This window comes from Vreelandella subterranea (assembly GCF_900111305.1).
GTDB classification, from domain to species: domain Bacteria; phylum Pseudomonadota; class Gammaproteobacteria; order Pseudomonadales; family Halomonadaceae; genus Vreelandella; species Vreelandella subterranea.
The window spans coordinates 243,133-261,100 of the sequence record NZ_FOGS01000003.1; the positions used below are offsets into that span (position 1 = coordinate 243,133).

Sequence of the window (17,968 nt, forward strand, 5' to 3'; positions counted from 1 at the left end):
TCTGCCGATGGCTGGGTATCGTGGCAGCTTATCCCGCGCCGACAAGACACTATGCTGACGCTGATTTGCCGACATTTTCTCGCTCGCTCAAGCTATTACTATGCACTAACGGCCATTGCGCTGCTGGTGATGATGCCGACCTTTTCATTTGTGCCGGAAGGCGAGCACCTGGAGCAGATACGCCAGCGCGACTTCATCACCCTGCATACGCGCAATACGCCGACCACCTATTATGAGGGCCGCCACGGGCCAACTGGCTTCGAGTATGAGCTCATGCGGCGGTTTGCCGATCGCCTGGGGGTCAGCCTTAACATCGATGCCAGTCACCACCCCGAGAGCGTGCTACCCGCGGTGCGTGAGAAAGGCGACCTGGGGGCAGCGGCGCTTCCCCTGCTCACCGATACGCCTGGCATTCACTACACCCGGCCGATCATCAACATGCAGCCACTGGTGGTCTACCGTCGCGGACTCAACGGCATCACTGAACCCAGCGACCTCGTCGGCCTGTCACTGGGCACACTGAGCGGCGCAGGCACAAGTAAGGCATTACGCGAGCTGCAGGAAGACTATCCCGAATTAAGCTGGCGCGAGTCCCACGAGCTGGAGGTCGCCGAGCTACTGGCCCAAATCGAAGATGGCCGTTTCGACGCGGCCGTGATTTTTGAACATCAGTTCCGCATTAACCGGCTGTTTTTTAAGAATGTCGAGCACGGCTTCCCGCTGGGCGATCCGGTCTCGATGGCCTGGGCGGTTCCCAGTGGCCGGGGGCTGGGGTTGCTCAAGGCAGCAAACCGCTTTCTTGAAGACCTTCAGCAGACAGGGGCTCTCGACCAACTTGTGGCACGCTATTTCGGCCATGACGATTACCTCGAGTATGTCGGTACACGCACCTTCCTCACCCATCTGGATGCCCGGCTTCCCCGCTTCACCGAGGACTTCAAGCAGGCCGCCGAGAATACCGGCTTCGACTGGAAACTGCTTGCCGCCATCGGCTACCAGGAGTCCCACTGGGATCCCGAGGCTGTCTCGCCCACCGGCGTACGCGGCCTGATGATGCTGACCCGCCCTACCGCCAAGGAGATGGACATTGAGAACCGCCGCGACCCAGCGCAAAGCATCGACGGCGGCTCACGCTACCTGCGCAGCATCATGGACCGCCTGCCCAGTGACATCACCGGAGACGACCGTCTGTTTATGGCAATGGCGGCCTATAACGTTGGCCTGGGGCATCTTTACGATGCCCGTAAAATCGCCGAAATGCGCGACGGTGACCCGGACAGCTGGGCGGATGTGCGCGAGGCGCTGCCCTTGTTGCAACAGCGCGAATGGCATAGCAAGACGCGCCACGGTTACGCCCGTGGCGGAGAACCCGTCATTTATGTGCGCAACATTCGGCGCTACTACGAAATGATCGAGTACGTTGAACGCAGTCGCCAGCAGTTCTTCCAGCTAGAGCAAACGCCTGTCAACGCAGACCCCCTGTTAATGTTCGAGTTGATACCGCCGCTTGATTAAGTCGAGACCGTAATGCCTCCAACGTTTCGCAGCCGTTTTGCGCTGACGCTTGCTATCGCCGTCTTGATGGGGGCGACAACGCTGCTGTGGGTGACGCCGGGAATGACCGCGCTGGCATTGTGGTTGCTGGCACTTGCCCAGTTGGCCGTCATGCGCGGTGCCTGGCCGGTCATGTGTCTGCTCGCCGCAGGCACTTTGGGATTACTCACCCCCGGCATACTGAGCTACCTGCTACCAGAAGCGTGGGTTGCCACCTCCACATGGCAATTGCTGGCCGAGCAGGTTTTGCCGGGTGCGACCATCGAAACCCTCAGGGCTCCGTTACTCACCACGGTGGCGCTCCAACTCAACGCGCTGGCACTCATGCTGCATTTGCGGGCACGACTGGGGGCTCCCCTGCTGATGGGGGCCGCCGCCTTGCTGACCAGTTTACAAGCCATGAAATCGGCGCTGCACCCCGAGCTTACCCCCCTGTTGCATTACGCCACGGCATGGCCAGGGCTTCTCATCCATATGGCGCTGCTGACGGCTCACGTTATTTATGTGTATCCCTATTGGCGCGGCAAACGCTATTTGTCCACCGCCTTATGGCTGGCCCTTGGCCTGGTTGGCCTATCACTGCTACTTTGGCAACGGCTGCACGTTGAGGCCGAGCGCACGCTTTACAAGCAGGCTGAAACACGCGTTCAATCCGTGACGACCCAGCTCAACCGAGAGATCACCGGCCACCTTGACGCCATGCGCCGCTTCGCCCGCATCTGGGAACTCCAGTCAGAACCGCCAAGCTACCGCCAGTGGGCACATCAAGCCAGGGGCTACCAGCGTGATTTCAACTATTTAATCAACATCGCTTTTATTACGCCTGACAGTGGTATCCGCCAGGTATACCCCGCCACACCTGCTAATTTAAGCCTCTTAGGGCTTCGCCTTTTTGATGTTCAACCGGCGGGGCGCTCCGCGCTCGAACCCGCGCTGCGCGGCGTTCGAGAAGGCAGCACGGAAATAATCGAACTACTGCAGGGCGAACGCGGCATGATTTACTACCTGCCGGTCATGAACGCGCAACAGGCCCATATAGGCGCAACCGCGATGGCAGTCAGCTTTCCTTTGCTGGCGAAAAGCCTGTTTGAACAGTTACCCGACAAAGAAGGCTTGATGCAATGGCACGCCGATGGTCAAGTGCTCGCCCAGCATGGCGATGCCTCCCGCCCTGGCCCCTGGACCTACCATCATCGCGTCCAGCTAGGCGACAGAGCACTGACGCTTTCCGACCAGCCCCGCCGTGACCACCTCCTTAGCCAACTACCAAGATTACCCACCATCAGCCTGGTGCTGGGCCTGACCTTTGCCTATCTCGTGTACCTGGTCATCTATAGCTTCAAGCGCCTGGGTTATCAACATCGCGCCATGCAGCAGAACAACACCTCGCTGCAGCAGGAAATACGCACTCGCAGTCAGTTACAGCGCGAGATTGAATGGCTGGCCAGCCACGACGAGCTGACCGGCATCCCCAACCGGCGCCACTTTCTCGACCACGTCAGCATGCACCGATCCAAGCGGCCACTCAGCCTGGCGCTGTTTGATATTGACCACTTCAAGCGCGTCAACGACCAGTTGGGCCACCTGGTAGGCGACGACTACCTGTCACGCATGGCGTTAATGGGAGAGGCGCTGATGGAACAGCATGGCGGTATTTTTGCGCGTTATGGCGGCGAGGAGTTTGTTGCCTTGATGCCCGGCCTGGACATGGAGGCCGCCCGAACGCTGGCCGATACGCTACGCCTGCAGATCATCCATGCCTGCTTGCCCCATGCCGATGGCGAGCCGATCACCCTGAGCGCCGGGGTCGTGAGCGTAACCGACCCTCAACCGTTCGACATGACGCGCATGATGCAAACCGCCGACAAGGCCCTTTATCGTGCCAAGCGGGAAGGCCGTAACCAGGTCGCTACCGGCAGCGTTGACGACTAGGCTAGCGGCCTGCTTCGTCCCGCCTGGCGGTAAAAAAAGCTTTTAAGCACCTGCTTGACTGCCCCGCCAGCACCCCGCCCTCGACGTCAATGGCATGATTGAACCACGGCTGCGCCAGCAGATTGGCTTTAGACTCGACCATGCCGGTGCGCGGCTCGGCAGCCGCGTAGACCAGGCGGCGCAGGCGGGCATGGATCATCGCCCCGACACACATCATGCAAGGTTCCAGCGTCACGAATAACGTACAGCCGGACAAACGGTAGTTACCTAGCTGCTGAGCCGCCGCCCGAAGGGCGCGAATTTCTGCATGACCGCTTGGGTCGCAGCTGGATACCGGGGCATTGCCGGCTTCACCGATAATCCTGCCGCCATCGTCAACCACCACAGCCCCCACCGGCACTTCGCCCATGTCAGCCGCCAGATGCGCCTGGTCGAGCGCCCGGTGCATGTAAAATTCATCGCTGCGAATCACAGCAAACTCCGTTAAGGTAACAAAACGATCGTATGAACGGCGCCATTGAGCGCCGCTGAATAAGAGACTATAGGATACCCAGAATGGCAGACGCGCTGAATACGCTGGTCAATTTGCTTGAGCTAGAAGTCCTTGAAGACACCCTTTTTCGTGGCCAGAGCCAGGACCTGGGCTTCCCCCAACTCTACGGCGGGCAAGTACTGGGGCAAGCGCTCGCCGCCGCCAGCCGCACCGTGCCCATCGAGCGCCGCCCGCACTCTCAGCACGGCTATTTTCTCCGCCCCGGGGACCCTCACCGGCCAGTGGTCTATCAGGTGGACACCATTCGCGACGGCGGCAGCTTTACCACTCGCCGCGTGACAGCGATTCAGAAGGGCCGCCCGATCTTTTTCTGCAGCGCCTCGTTTCAGAGTCACGAAACAAGCTTCAGTCATCAGCGCGCGATGCCCGAGGTGCCGACACCCGAGGCGTTGATAGAAAGCGGTGATGTCAAACATTCTCGCTTCCCTGGCCACCCGATCGAGTTTTTGCATCTCAAAGGGAACCCGGATCAGTCAGAGCCTGCCGGTCAGTGCCTGTGGTTTCGCCTGGCTGGCAGCCTACCCGATGACCCGGCCCTCCACCGTCACCTGCTCTCCTATGCCTCTGACTTTAACCTGCTGACCACCAGCCTGACACCACACGGCATCCGCTATACCGACCCGCAGCTGCGCATTGCAAGCCTGGACCATGCCCTCTGGCTGCATGACGATACCCGCCTGGACGATTGGCTGCTGTACGTTATCGATTCGCCGTGGGCGGGTGGCGCCCGTGGACTTGCCCGGGGGCATATCTACCAGCGGGACGGCCGCCTGATTGCCTCTACCGCCCAGGAAGGCCTGACACGCTATTCAACCGCCGACTGAACGACCAACGCCCGCTGGATAGCGGGCGTTGGTACCAACATGACATTAGCAGATGTCGCGATCTATCCACCGTAGACATCATTGATGGTGGCAAGCGGGTAGTGAGCCGGATAGGGCTTGCGTGCCACGCCTGAGTCCACCGCCGCCTGGGCCACCGCCGAGGAAACCCGCGCCAGCAGTCTTACATCGACGGGGGTGGGAATGATGTACTCGCGGCCAAACTTCATGTCGGCACGCTCGTAGGCATCCAGCACCTCCTGGGGAACCGGCTCGCGGGCCAGGTCCTTGAGCGCGTGCACCGCCGCCAGCTTCATGGCTTCGTTGATACGCGTCGCGCGCACGTCAAGCGCGCCGCGAAAGATGAACGGGAAGCCCAGAACGTTATTCACCTGGTTGGGGAAGTCGGAGCGACCGGTCGCCATGATCACATCCGGGCGCGCCTCCCGGGCGACATCGGGATGAATTTCGGGGTCCGGGTTAGTGCAGGCGAAAATCACCGGATCCGGCGCCATTGTCTTCACCTGCTCAGCCGACAACAAGCCAGGGCCTGACAAACCGATAAACACATCGGCACCGTCGATGGCGTCATCCAGGGTGCGCATGTCCGTGTCCCGGGCAAACTCGGCCTTGTATTCATTGATGCCTTCGCGATCGCTGTGAATAACCCCGCGACGGTCGAGCATGATCAAGTTTTCCTTGCTCGCCCCACAGGATACCAGTAGCCGCATGCAGGCAATGGCCGCCGCGCCCGCACCCATGCAAACAATCTTGACGTTGTCGATCGTTTTACCGGCAATGTCCAGCGCGTTCAGCATGCCCGCGGCGGTGACAATCGCCGTGCCGTGCTGGTCGTCGTGAAACACGGGGATACTGCAGCGCTCGATCAGCGCCTTTTCGATTTCAAAACATTCAGGCGCCTTGATGTCTTCGAGATTGATCCCGCCCCAGGTATCGGCAATGCGCGCCACTGTGTCGATAAACGCCTGCGGGCTTTCCGCATCCACCTCGATATCCACCGAGTTGATACCGGCGAAACACTTGAACAGTACGCCCTTGCCTTCCATTACCGGCTTGCTGGCCAACGGCCCCAGGTTGCCCAGCCCGAGAATCGCGCTGCCGTCGGAAATGACCGCGACCAGGTTTCCTTTACCAGTGTAGCGATAGGCATTTTCGGCTTCGCGGGCGATCTCCCTGACCGGCTCGGCCACCCCAGGACTATACGCCAGCGCTAAATCCCGTGCCGTCGCGGTGGGTTTGGTCAACTCCACCGACAGCTTGCCGGGAATCGGCTTCGCGTGATAATCCAAAGCGGCCTGCTTGTTTGCATCGGTCATGGTCAAGGGTCCAGTTACATAGAAAGGAGATAAGTGGTGTCAGAATATAGAAAAACCCCGGCCCGCTCAAGCAAGCGGTAAACCCGACATGAAAACGGTCGTTTAATCGACTTTTACCTTCATTTCGTAACATTTAAAACATTTTTAATGAAATTTATGCGTAAATGCTTCAACGATAAGGGTTGTTTCCATTAATGCAATGCAGCATTTGTGGAAATTTTTTCCATTTTAACCCGACATAGGGCGGCTCGTTATTGCAACGCTCTCGTCACCCATATAAAAAAACCCACGCCTTGGCGTGGGTTTTCGCAAGCCCTGGGGCTTTCGATATGGCGGATCGTAAGATCAGCCGCGCTTGATTGCAGCGCCAAAACGCTTGTTGAAGCGCTCTACACGGCCACCGGTGGTCGCCTGTTTCTGCTTACCGGTGTAGAAAGGGTGGCAGTTGGAGCACACGTCCAGGGAGAAATCCTGACCCGACGTGGAACCCACCTGGAAACTAGCACCGCAGGAACAGTTGGCGGTGACCGTGTTGTAATTCGGATGGATACCTTGTTTCATCTTGAGCCTCATCAGCGGTATGCCGCCACCTGATCTCGTGCCAGGCACCGCATACGGGTTTAAAAAACGACTAACCGGTTAATCGCTCCTTCGTTTAAAGTCAGAGCGGCCGCGTATTCTAGCAAAACTAATGCCGGAGGCCAATTGTCCGACGCTGTTTCCGCCCAGGTGCTCAAAATCGCCCTGCCGTCGCCGCTGCGACGCCTGTTCGACTACTTGCCCAGCCGCCAGCCACCGCCCGGTGGCTGGCAGGTCGGTCTGCGCGTCCGCGTTCCGTTCGGCCATCGCGATGTCGTCGGCGTGATCGCTGAACTGGCGGACCACAGCGACCTGCCGCACGCCCAACTGCGCAGCGTCAGCGAAACATTGGACGACGCCCCGCTGCCCGCCGATTGGCTATGGCTTTGCCAGTTCACGGCGCGCTACTACCAGCATAGTCTGGGCGACACCCTGGCCATGGCGATGCCGGCACGGCTACGCCAGGGCCATCCGATGGCCGGACGCACGCAAACACTCTGGCGGGCGTCGGGTACGCCGGACGATGACCGCTTGAGCCGCGCCCCGAAGCAGGCGGCGTTACACGCGCTGCTGCAACAGCATCCCCACGGGTTGCCGGGACGCGCGGTCAATGCGCATGGGTTTAGCCGCGACCAGTTACTCGCGCTGGAAAAAAAGGGCCTGGCCGAGGCGCAGGACATTACTCTCACTGCCCCCACGCCTCCCGGCGGCAGCCTGCTGGCAAGCCCTGCGTTGCCGCTTAACCGGGAGCAGGCGACGGCGCTGGCCGCCTTGCATGAAAAACTCGATGATTACCACCCTTGCTTGCTGGAGGGCGTTACCGGCAGCGGCAAGACCGAAGTTTATCTGCAGCTGATCGAGGCGGTGGCGGCCAAGGGCAAGCAGTCGCTGGTGCTGGTACCCGAAATCGGCCTGACGCCGCAGACGCTGGCGCGCTTCAAAAGCCGCTTTCGCGTACCCGTCGTGGCCTTGCACTCAGGGCTTACCGACCCCGAGCGCCTGGACGTCTGGGAGGCCGCCGCCAGCGGGCGGGCGCTGATCATCATCGGCACCCGCTCGGCGATTTTCACCCCTCTCGCCAACCCTGGTGCGATCATCGTCGACGAAGAGCACGACGGCTCCTACAAGCAGCAGGACGGTTTGCGCTATCACGCCCGAGACCTGGCCGTCGCCCGCGCCCACCGCCATAAAATCCCCCTGTTGCTGGGCAGCGCCACACCGTCCCTGGAAAGTCTGCAGCAGGCGTTGACGGGGACTTACCGGCATTTGCGTCTAACCCAGCGGCCCAGCCGTCACCCGCCCGCCAAACTCGAGCTGGTGGACATGCGCCACCAGCGGCGCCAGGGAGGGCTATTGCCGGCCTCCCTCACCGCCATCAAAAACACCCTGGCCGCTGGCAAACAGGTGCTGATCTTCATCAACCGGCGAGGCTTTGCGCCGACAATGGCCTGCCACAGCTGCGGCTGGCTTGCCGAATGCGGCCAGTGTGACGCCCGTATGACCCTGCACCGCCAGCCGCCGCTGCTTGCCTGCCACCACTGCGACAGCCGCCGCGCCCTGCCGGACGCTTGCCCGGAATGCGGCAGTGGCGATTTACGCGCTCTGGGCAGCGGCACGGAGCGTACCGAAGAGACCCTGCAAAGCCTGTTCCCCAAGACCACGGTGCAGCGCATCGACCGCGACAGCACGCGGAAAAAGGACAGTTTCGAGCAGATGCTGAAGGAGATCCAGCGCGGCGACCCCTGCCTGCTGGTAGGCACGCAAATGCTCGCCAAGGGCCACCATCTCCCCCATGTGACGCTGGTGGTGGTGGTCAATGCCGACGGCGGGCTCTACGCGGCGGATTTCCGGGCCCTGGAACACAGCGCCCAGCTGCTCGAGCAGGTCGCCGGTCGCGCCGGCCGGGCGGCCCACCCAGGACGCGTGCTGGTGCAGACCCTGCATCCCGACGACCCACACCTGGGCCAGCTTGCCGAACACGGCTATGGCACACTGGCGCGCAACCTGCTGGAAGAGCGCCGCCTCGCGCAGCTGCCGCCATTCTGCTTCATGGCACTGCTACGCATTGAAAGCCCCAAGGAAGAGGCCGCGCTTGGCCTGGCCCGGCAGGCCGCCCAAGCCCTGCGCCAATGGCTGTCCAGCAGCGACGCACAAGCCCGCTGCCTGGGGCCGGTCCCCGCCCCCATGGAGCGCCGCCAGAACCGTTACCACCTGCAGGTCATGCTGACCGCAGACAAGCGAAGCCAACTGCACGCCGCCGCCAGTTGGTTGACCCAATGGCTGGAAGCCAACCGCGACGCACGCCGGGTTCGCTGGTCGATCGACATTGATCCACAAAGCCTGTCCTAGGCGCCAGCCGACACATCGCTTTGAAACTGCGGCTCAATTGCCGATAATGGGGCACCTTGCCGCTGAATAGCGATGCGTGCATGCCCACGCCGCCACTGATTAACACCCGGATACTTAAATGAAAGACACGATTAGTTCACTGCTCGACGGCGCGGTTTCCGCGCTCAAACACCAAGGCGTGCTGCCCGCTGATCTAGCGCCCACCATCAAGGTGGACCCCACCAAGGACAAGGCCCACGGTGATTACGCCACCAACCTGGCGCTGATGCTGGCCAAACCGGCCGGCATGAAGCCCCGCGAACTGGCCGACGCCCTGGTCGCGGCACTGCCGCCAAGCGACGCCATCCAGAAAACCGAAATTGCCGGTCCCGGGTTCATCAACTTCTTTGCTGCCTCGGACGCCGCCGCGCAAATTGTCGCCCAGGTACTCGACAGCGGCGATGCCTTTGGCCGCAGCCTGATTGGCAGAGGTGAGAAAGTACAGGTCGAGTTTGTCTCCGCCAACCCCACCGGACCATTGCACGTGGGCCATGGCCGTGGCGCTGCGATCGGCGACTGCCTGTGTCGCCTGCTCGATGCCAGCGGCTATGACGTGACCCGCGAGTTCTACTACAACGATGCGGGCGCGCAAATCGACAACCTGGCGCGCTCGGTACAGGCGCGCGCCAAAGGGCTTGGCCCCGAGGATGACAGCTGGCCGGAAGACGGCTATCGCGGCGAATACATCATGGATGTCGCCAGGGATTTCATGGCGGGCAAAACGGTGAGCGCCGATGATCGCGAGGTCACCGCCAATGCCAACGCCGATGACCTTGACGCGATTCAAGCCTTTGCCGTGGCCTGGCTGCGCCGGGAGCAGGACCTCGACCTGAAAGCCTTCGGCGTCGAGTTTGACGTCTACTTTCTGGAATCTTCGCTGTATGACGACGGCAAGGTGGACGCCACGGTCGAGAAACTCATTGCCGCAGGCCATACCTATGAAGAAGACGGCGCCATGTGGCTGCGCACCACCGACTTTGGCGATGACAAGGACCGCGTAATGCGCAAGCGGGAAGGCGGCTATACCTACTTCCTGCCCGACGTGGCCTACCATCTCGACAAGTGGCAGCGCGGCTTCACGACGGTGATCAACGAGCAAGGGGCCGACCACCACTCGACCATCACCCGGGTACGCGCCGGGCTACAGGCGCTGAATGTCGGCATCCCCAAAGGTTGGCCGGACTATGTGCTGCACCAGATGGTGATGGTGACCCGCTCCGGCGTCGAGGTAAAACTCTCCAAGCGCGCGGGCAGCTACGTCACCGTCCGCGACCTGATCGACGAAGTGGGCCGCGACGCGACGCGTTTCTTCCTGGCCGCCCGCCGGGCCGACTCGCAACTGACCTTTGATATCGACCTGGCGCGCTCCCAGTCCAACGACAACCCGGTCTACTATATTCAGTATGCCCACGCCCGGGTGTGCAGCATGCTGCGCAAGGCCGAAGCGGCAGGACAGCCTTTCGATCACGACCTTGCCATGGCCAGCCTGGCCCTGCTGGACAGCGACCAGGAGCGTGCCGTACTCAACCGCCTGGCCCGCTACCCGGAAGTCATCGAAAACGCCACCCACAATCGCGAACCCCAGCAGGTCGCCCAATACCTGCTTGACCTCGCGGGGGATTTCCATACCTGCTACAACGCCGTCAAGGTCATGGTCGAGGACGACACCCTGCGCAATACGCGCCTGGCGCTGGGCCTTGCCACCCGCCAGGTGCTGCGCAATGGGCTGGATTTAATGGGGGTCAGCGCCCCCGAGGAGATGTAAGCCATGGCGAGCCCGCGTAAAAAGCCCACCCGCCGCGGCGCCACGAGCCAGCGCAAATCGCCCCGCCGCTCGAGCGATGGGTTCCGCTTGCCCGGCTGGCTATGGGGCCTGGCGGGCATGGCGGCCGGTTTCTTTCTGGCTCAACACCAGCATGGCACCGCCCCCTGGCAGGACACGCCGGATGACGCCGTTCAAACGGCGTCTGAGTCCAGCGCCGAGGAGCGGGAAGCACGCGAGGCTGCACGGGAAACCGAAGACTCGACAGAGACCTCCATGCCAACCTTCGAGTTTTACACCCTGCTGCCTGAAACGGAGGTAATTGCCCCCGGCATGGCCCCGCCTTCCAGCGTTGAGACACCAACTGCCGCCGAAGCCGACAGCACCACCAGCGGTGACGACCCCATCGCCCAGGTGATTGCGGCCAATATGCGCCCGGAAGACCAGGTCAGCACTGCGCAGCAAACGGCCAGTGAAGACGGTGCCCGCTATGTGCTGCAAGCCGCGTCGTTTCGCGAGTTGAGCGATGCCGAACAGCTGCGCCAACGGCTGCGTAATCTGAGCCTGCTGGCACAGGTCAGCGAGATCCAGGCCGACGGCAACACCTGGCATCGCGTACAGGTTGGCCCTTATGAAGATACCCGCGAACTCAACCGCGCCCAGGATTTAATGGCTACCCAAGGCATCGAGCCGCTGCTGATTCAACTGCAGAATTGACAAACTCACTCCCCAATGACGTGCGGGCGGTTGATTTTTTATCGACCGCCCGCACTTTGTTGGGAACTGCTTAACGAGGGTCGAGCATCGACCCGATCGTCATCGGGAGCCAGCCTCCCCCCAAGGAGTTACCTCCATGACCACCATCGTATCCGTGCGTCGCGGAAACCAAGTCGCCCTGGCGGGTGACGGCCAGGTATCGCTGGGCAATACCGTGATGAAAGGCAATGCCAGCAAGGTACGCCGCCTCTACCGGGGCAAGGTACTGGCGGGCTTTGCGGGCGGCACCGCCGATGCTTTCACCCTGTTTGAACGCTTTGAAGCCCAGCTTGAAAAATACCAGGGGCACCTCACCAAGGCCGCCGTCGAGCTTGCCAAGGACTGGCGCACCGACCGCGCCCTGCGCCGCCTTGAAGCCCTGTTGGCCGTGGCCGACCACAGTGCTTCGCTGATCATTACCGGCAACGGTGACGTCGTCGAGCCCGAGCGCGGCATCATCGCCATTGGTTCCGGCGGCAACTATGCGCAAGCCAGTGCTCGGGCGCTGCTCGAAAATACCGAACTGGGCGCCCGGGAGATCACCGAAAAATCTCTCGCTATCGCCGGTGACATCTGCGTGTTCACCAATCACCACATCACGCTTGAAGAGCTGAACACCAACGAACGTTGAGGCCCCTTTTATGACCCAGATGACACCCCGCGAAATCGTCCACGCCCTGGATCAATATATTATTGGCCAACAGGATGCCAAACGCGCCGTCGCCATTGCCCTGCGCAACCGCTGGCGCCGCATGCAGCTTGACGATGAGCTGCGCCCGGAGGTCACGCCCAAGAACATCCTGATGATCGGCCCCACCGGCGTGGGTAAAACCGAGATTGCCCGCCGCCTGGCCAAACTGGCGCGTGCACCGTTCATCAAGGTCGAGGCCACCAAGTTCACCGAGGTGGGCTACGTGGGTCGCGACGTTGAATCGATCATTCGCGACCTGATCGAAGCGGCCATCAAGATGGTCCGCGAACACGCCAAGGAAGAAGTCGCCCACCGGGCCGAGGATGCCGCCGAAGACCGCATTCTCGATGCGCTACTGCCGCCGCCCCGCGGCCAGGAAGACAAGCCGCGCGAGGATAACGGCACCCGCCAGACATTCCGCAAGAAGCTGCGTGAAGGCGAACTGGACGACAAGGAAATCGATATCGAGATTTCCGCCCAGGGTCAGGGTATCGACATCATGACGCCTCCCGGCATGGAAGAGATGACCAGCCAGCTGCAGAGCCTGTTTTCCAACATGGGCCAGCAGAAGCGCGAAACACGCCGTGTCAAGGTCAAGGAAGCCTTCGGCCTGTTGCGCGACGAAGAGGCCAGCAAGCTGGTCAACGAGGAAGAGATCAAGGCCCGCGCCGTGGAAGCGGTCGAGCAGCACGGTATCGTTTTCCTGGATGAAATCGACAAGGTCGCCAAGGGCAGCGGCCAGTCGAGCGGCGGCGAAGTCTCTCGCGAGGGTGTGCAGCGCGACTTGCTGCCGCTTATCGAAGGGTCGACCGTCTCGACCAAGTACGGCATGGTCAAGACCGACCACATCCTGTTTATCGCCTCCGGTGCCTTCCATCTGTCGCGGCCGTCGGATCTGATCCCCGAACTGCAGGGCCGCCTGCCCATCCGCGTCGAGCTGGATGCGCTGACCCCCGGCGACTTCAAGCGCATCCTGACCGAACCGTCGGCGTCGCTGACCAGGCAATACACGGCCCTGCTGGCCACCGAAGGGCTGGACATCGAGTTCACCCAGGACGGTATCGAGCGCATCGCCGAAATTTCCTGGCAGGTCAACGAAGGTACCGAGAACATCGGCGCGCGTCGCCTGCATACCGTCATGGAGCGCCTGCTGGAAGAGGCCTCGTTCAAGGGCGGCGACATGGAAAGCCCGCTGGTGATCGATGCCGATTACGTGAATGCCCAGCTAGGTGAGCTAGCCGTCGACGAAGACCTGTCGCGCTATATTCTGTAACCTGTTGGCTCGGCAGGGATGCCGAGCCTTGGCGCGCCATCCCTGGCCGCCGACACCCAGCCGCTTTTGAGGTGTATCATGACTGCTCCCACGCCCACCCGGGTTCACTATCACAAGTCGACCCGCGAGCTTGAGCTCGGCTACGCCAATGGCGAAAGCTATCGCCTGCCGGTAGAACTGCTGCGGGTTTACTCGCCCTCTGCCGAGGTACGCGGCCATGGCGGCGATACCGCCGTGCTGCAGGTCGGCAAAAAGGATGTAGGGCTGCAAAACATCACCCCGGCAGGCAACTACGCGCTCAAACTGCACTTTGACGACGGCCACGACAGCGGCCTGTTCAGCTGGAACTACCTCTATGATCTGGCCCAGCATCAAACGGCCTACTGGGAAAACTACCTGCAACGGCTGGAGGAGGCCGGGGCCTCCCGCGAGCCTACCAGTATCCAGTTCAAACAGCTGTGACGTAACGCCCCAGAGCAAACGCAGACAAGTCGGGGCGGACAAGGCTACAATGTCGTCAACCTTATCAATGCGGCGACCGCTGGGTCGACGCTCATCGCCTCGAACGCTGGAGCCAGAGCCCCATGAGCCCCACGGATAAACGCACGACCGATTTTGGTTATCAGGAAGTGCCTCTCGACGAAAAAGCCTCTCGGGTAGCCGACGTTTTCCACTCGGTCGCCGCACGTTACGACGTCATGAACGACCTGATGTCGATGGGCATTCATCGTGTCTGGAAACGCCTCACCATCGAGCGCGCCGGCGTTCGGCCGGGCCACCAGGTGCTCGATATTGCAGGCGGCACCGGTGATCTGACACTTAAATTTTCCCGCCTGGTCGGCCCGCGGGGCAAAGTTGTGCTCGCCGATATCAACGCCTCCATGCTCAACGTGGGTCGCGACAAGCTGATGGACAACGGCGTGGGCAGCAACGTCGAGTATGTGCAGGCCAATGCCGAATGCCTGCCGTTTCCCGACAACAGCTTTGACTGCATCACCATCGCGTTTGGCTTGCGTAATGTCACCGACAAGGACGCCGCGCTGCGTTCCATGGCACGTGTCCTCAAACCCGGCGGCCGCCTGCTGGTGCTGGAGTTCTCCAAACCCAACAACCCGCTGCTGACCAAGGCCTACGACGAATATTCTTTCCGCCTGTTGCCGAAAATGGGCGAATGGGTGGCAGGCGACGGCGAAAGCTACCGCTATCTGGCGGAATCGATTCGTATGCACCCCGACCAGGAAACGCTGAAAAGCATGATGGAAGACGCCGGCCTGGAACGGGTGGAGTACACCAATTTAACCGGCGGCATCGTGGCACTGCACCGCGGCATCAAGCTATGACACCAACCACCGAGAGGTCAGCATGCTGCTAACCCCGACCCTGCTGCTGGCCGGATGTGAACGCACGCTGAACGCCCTGCTTGCCCGTGACCCGGCGTCACCCGCGCGGCTTGCCAGACTTTCGGGGAGTCGCCTGCTGGTGCGTTTCGAACAGCCCAGGCTCGCCCTGGTGCTTCATTATCACGACGCCGGGATCGACCTGCTGCGCGCTGACGATCTCGATGACCGCCACGCTGATGCCGTCGTGGAACTGACCCCCGAAACCCTGTCAGCCTGGCTTGGCGGCACGTCGGTCGAGCAGCTGATGTTTGAAGGCAAGCTGGCGATACGCGGCCAGGTGCATTTACTGGAAGCGACGCGCACGCTGCTCCTCGACCTGGATCTCGACTGGGAAAACGAACTGGCACGCTGGCTTGGGGATACGCCTGCCCACTCGCTGGCCGAGGGCGTGCGGCGAGCGGCTGACTGGGGTCTGCGTACCAGGGACGAACTGGTGCAGGACGTCGCCGAGTACGTGTTTGAAGAAGCCCGCCTGCTGCCTGGCCGACAGCAGCGTGATGTATTACGCGACCAGTTGACCGCCCTCGAGGTGGCGACTGACCGCCTGGAGGCCCGCTTTAAGCGCCTCGACCGACGGCTGCGAGCAGGAGCGCGCCAATGAGTTTGCGGCTGTTTCGCATCAGCTGGGTGATCGCCCGCTACCGTCTGGATACGCTCCTGCCGCTTGATCGCCTGCCCTGGTGGCTGCGCTTCCTGCTGTGGTTCTCGCCGCTACGCCTGCTGCCCATCGGACAGCGTTCCCGTGGCGAGCGCCTTCGCCTCGCGCTGGAAACGCTGGGGCCGATTTTTATCAAATTCGGCCAGATGCTTTCCACCCGCCGCGACCTGTTGCCCGAAGACATCGCCGACGAACTCAAGCGCTTGCAGGATCAGGTGCCCCCCTTTCCGGGTGAGCACGCCGTGACCCGGGTGGAAAAAGAACTCGACATGTCGCTCAGCGATGCCTTTGCGTTCTTCGACCCGGCGCCTCTGGCCTCGGCTTCCATTGCGCAGGTTCATGTCGCCCAGCTGCATAGCGGCGAAGACGTGGTGGTCAAGATCATTCGCCCCGGCATCGACCGCATCATGCGTCAGGACATGGCGCTGATGTACCAGGTGGCCAAGTTGCTCGCCAAGGTACCCGAAGCGCGCCGCCTGCGCCCGGTGGAAGTCATCAGGGACTACGAGTCCACGCTGTTCGACGAGCTTGACCTGTACAAGGAGGCCGCCAACACCTCGCAGCTCAAGCGCAACTTCAAAGACTCCCCGCTGCTGTTCGTACCGACCATCTACTGGCCGTTCACCCGCCGCCACGTCATGGTTCAGGAACGTATTCGCGGCGTGCCCGTTGCCGACCTGGACACCCTCAAGGCCAACGGCACCAACCTTAAGAAACTCGCCGAACGCGGCGTGGAAATCTTCTTTACCCAGGTATTTCGCGACAATTTCTTCCATGCCGACATGCACCCCGGCAATATCTTCGTCAACTGCGATAACCCGGAAGATCCGCAATATATCGCCATTGACTGCGGCATTGTCGGTAGCCTGACCCGGGAGGACCAGGATTACCTGGCCCGCAACCTGCTGGCATTTTTCCATCAGGACTATTACGAAGTCGCCGCGCTGCACATCGAGTCCGGCTGGGTGGGCGAAAACACCCGCGCCAACGAGTTTGCAGCGGCGATTCGCACGGTGTGCGAACCGATCCTGGAAAAACCGTTGAAAGATATATCCTTCGGCCAGGTCCTGCTGGGGCTGTTCCAGACCGCGCGGCGCTTTAATATGGAAGTACAGCCCCAACTGGTACTCTTGCAGAAAACCCTGCTCAATATCGAGGGCCTGGGTCGGCAGCTTTACCCTGACCTGGACCTGTGGAGCACGGCCAAGCCCTATCTCGAGCAGTGGATGAAAGAACGGGCAGGTGTCGGCGGTCTATGGCGCTCGCTGAAACGCCAGGCACCCGAACTGGCGCACCAGTTACCCGAGCTACCGGTACTGGCGCATCAGGCGCTCAGCCGCATGGAGCACGAGCACCGCCAGCGTCACCAGCAGACCTCTGCCATCAGCGACATGCGACAGCAAATGGCTCGCCAGGGCAAACGCCAGCATCGCCTGCGTATTGGCCTGGTGCTGTTGGGCCTGGCACTGGCCTGGCAGCCCCTGAGCCAATGGGCAGGCAGTCAGCAATGGCCGGTGCTGGTGGCCGCCGCCATCGGTCTGCTGCTGCTGGTATGGCAATAGTTCAAGAACCCGAGGATCCCCATGGACACGACGCCTTCCACCCCCAATAATGCACCTGTGCTTGATGCGCTCGCCGACGTATTACGTAAGCGTCGGCACGCGTCGCCGGACGATTCGTATGTTGCCTCCTTGCATTACAAGGGATTGAACAAGATACTCGAAAAACTCGGCGAGGAAGCCACCGAAACACTGCTCGCCGCCAAAGACGCCGAACATGGCAGCTTTGACGAACGACAGGCACTGGTCGCCGAAACCGCCGACCTATGGTTTCATAGCCTGGTGATGCTGTCGCATCTGGACCTGGATCATCAGGATGTACTCAACGAATTGGCGCGCCGTTTCGGCATTTCCGGCCACGACGAAAAAGCGACACGCCCACAATAGCTTTCAGGCTTTGCAACACAGCCCCATCACGAGGACACGCATATGTTAGGTGGTATCAGTATTTGGCAGTTGCTGATTGTACTAGGCATCATCATCCTGGTTTTCGGCACGAAAAAGCTCCGCAACGTCGGTACCGACCTGGGCGGCGCGGTAAAAGGCTTCAAGAAAGCCGTCCATGAGGACGAGAAGGACGCCGACAAGAAGGACGACGATCAGCCCCAGGCGAAAGTCCGTCACGATGAGGCCGGCAACACTTACGACGTTCAGGCCGAAGAGAAAGACAAGCAGGCAGCTGAAAACGACGAGCGCAAATAAGCC

Annotated in this window: 17 protein-coding genes; 14 read left to right on the forward strand and 3 right to left on the reverse strand. The window is 61.3% G+C overall.

Annotation, left to right across the window (positions count from 1 at the left end):
- Nucleotides 1-51: 51 nt before the first annotated feature.
- Nucleotides 52-1,515, forward strand: coding sequence for a membrane-bound lytic murein transglycosylase MltF (gene mltF, locus BMX75_RS06675; protein ID WP_092826410.1), 1,464 nt, complete (start codon nt 52-54; stop codon nt 1,513-1,515).
- A gap of 12 nt (nt 1,516-1,527) precedes the next feature.
- A complete protein-coding gene (locus BMX75_RS06680) occupies nt 1,528-3,486 on the forward strand; it encodes a GGDEF domain-containing protein (protein WP_092826412.1) in 1,959 nt (652 codons plus the stop codon).
- A gap of 1 nt (nt 3,487) precedes the next feature.
- On the opposite strand, the gene tadA is transcribed toward BMX75_RS06680, so the two are convergent.
- Complete coding sequence (tadA, locus tag BMX75_RS06685) at nt 3,488-3,955, reverse strand: tRNA adenosine(34) deaminase TadA (RefSeq protein WP_217639866.1); 468 nt, start codon at nt 3,953-3,955, stop codon at nt 3,488-3,490.
- A gap of 86 nt (nt 3,956-4,041) precedes the next feature.
- Between tadA and BMX75_RS06690 the strand changes: the two genes are divergently transcribed.
- A complete protein-coding gene (locus BMX75_RS06690; RefSeq protein WP_092826414.1) occupies nt 4,042-4,863 on the forward strand; it encodes an acyl-CoA thioesterase in 822 nt (273 codons plus the stop codon).
- Nucleotides 4,864-4,925: 62 nt separating this feature from the next.
- On the opposite strand, the gene BMX75_RS06695 is transcribed toward BMX75_RS06690, so the two are convergent.
- Together BMX75_RS06695 and rpmE are read right to left on the reverse strand one after the other, a co-directional pair.
- The gene (locus tag BMX75_RS06695) at nt 4,926-6,197 is read right to left on the reverse strand and encodes a malic enzyme-like NAD(P)-binding protein (RefSeq protein WP_092826416.1); all 1,272 of its coding nucleotides are present in this window, start codon (nt 6,195-6,197) and stop codon (nt 4,926-4,928) included.
- Between the two features lie 345 nt (nt 6,198-6,542).
- Nucleotides 6,543-6,758 (reverse strand): 50S ribosomal protein L31, encoded by a 216-nt coding sequence (gene rpmE / locus BMX75_RS06700; RefSeq protein ID WP_044630499.1) that lies wholly within the window; start codon nt 6,756-6,758, stop codon nt 6,543-6,545.
- A 144-nt stretch (nt 6,759-6,902) separates the two neighbouring features.
- On the opposite strand from rpmE, the gene BMX75_RS06705 reads away from it, so the two are divergent.
- From BMX75_RS06705 to tatA, 11 genes are all read left to right on the forward strand, one after another.
- The gene (locus BMX75_RS06705; protein WP_092826418.1) at nt 6,903-9,125 is read left to right on the forward strand and encodes a primosomal protein N'; all 2,223 of its coding nucleotides are present in this window, start codon (nt 6,903-6,905) and stop codon (nt 9,123-9,125) included.
- Nucleotides 9,126-9,243: 118 nt separating this feature from the next.
- The gene (gene argS, locus BMX75_RS06710) at nt 9,244-10,929 is read left to right on the forward strand and encodes an arginine--tRNA ligase (protein ID WP_092826420.1); all 1,686 of its coding nucleotides are present in this window, start codon (nt 9,244-9,246) and stop codon (nt 10,927-10,929) included.
- A 3-nt stretch (nt 10,930-10,932) separates the two neighbouring features.
- Nucleotides 10,933-11,643 (forward strand): SPOR domain-containing protein, encoded by a 711-nt coding sequence (locus BMX75_RS06715; protein WP_092826422.1) that lies wholly within the window; start codon nt 10,933-10,935, stop codon nt 11,641-11,643.
- A gap of 136 nt (nt 11,644-11,779) precedes the next feature.
- Nucleotides 11,780-12,313: an ATP-dependent protease subunit HslV gene (hslV, locus tag BMX75_RS06720; protein WP_066318308.1), complete on the forward strand. Its 534-nt coding sequence runs from the start codon at nt 11,780-11,782 to the stop codon at nt 12,311-12,313.
- A gap of 10 nt (nt 12,314-12,323) precedes the next feature.
- On the forward strand, nt 12,324-13,646 hold the full coding sequence (gene hslU, locus BMX75_RS06725; protein WP_092826424.1) for an ATP-dependent protease ATPase subunit HslU: 1,323 nt from the start codon (nt 12,324-12,326) through the stop codon (nt 13,644-13,646).
- A gap of 78 nt (nt 13,647-13,724) precedes the next feature.
- Nucleotides 13,725-14,108 carry a gamma-butyrobetaine hydroxylase family protein gene (locus BMX75_RS06730; RefSeq protein ID WP_092826426.1) on the forward strand — a complete coding sequence of 128 codons (384 nt, stop codon included), beginning with the start codon at nt 13,725-13,727 and terminating at the stop codon, nt 14,106-14,108.
- Nucleotides 14,109-14,230: 122 nt separating this feature from the next.
- Nucleotides 14,231-14,986 carry a bifunctional demethylmenaquinone methyltransferase/2-methoxy-6-polyprenyl-1,4-benzoquinol methylase UbiE gene (gene ubiE, locus BMX75_RS06735; protein WP_066318301.1) on the forward strand — a complete coding sequence of 252 codons (756 nt, stop codon included), beginning with the start codon at nt 14,231-14,233 and terminating at the stop codon, nt 14,984-14,986.
- 22 nt (nt 14,987-15,008) lie between these two features.
- Nucleotides 15,009-15,647 (forward strand): ubiquinone biosynthesis accessory factor UbiJ, encoded by a 639-nt coding sequence (locus BMX75_RS06740; protein WP_066318298.1) that lies wholly within the window; start codon nt 15,009-15,011, stop codon nt 15,645-15,647.
- Nucleotides 15,644-17,266: a ubiquinone biosynthesis regulatory protein kinase UbiB gene (ubiB, locus tag BMX75_RS06745; protein ID WP_092826428.1), complete on the forward strand. Its 1,623-nt coding sequence runs from the start codon at nt 15,644-15,646 to the stop codon at nt 17,264-17,266. The genes BMX75_RS06740 and ubiB overlap by 4 nt, the downstream gene beginning before the upstream one ends.
- Nucleotides 17,267-17,287: 21 nt before the next feature.
- Nucleotides 17,288-17,650 carry a phosphoribosyl-ATP diphosphatase gene (locus tag BMX75_RS06750; RefSeq protein ID WP_092826430.1) on the forward strand — a complete coding sequence of 121 codons (363 nt, stop codon included), beginning with the start codon at nt 17,288-17,290 and terminating at the stop codon, nt 17,648-17,650.
- Nucleotides 17,651-17,692: 42 nt separating this feature from the next.
- Nucleotides 17,693-17,965, forward strand: a complete 273-nt coding sequence (tatA, locus tag BMX75_RS06755) for a Sec-independent protein translocase subunit TatA (protein WP_092826432.1) — start codon at nt 17,693-17,695, stop codon at nt 17,963-17,965.
- Nucleotides 17,966-17,968 lie beyond the last annotated feature (3 nt).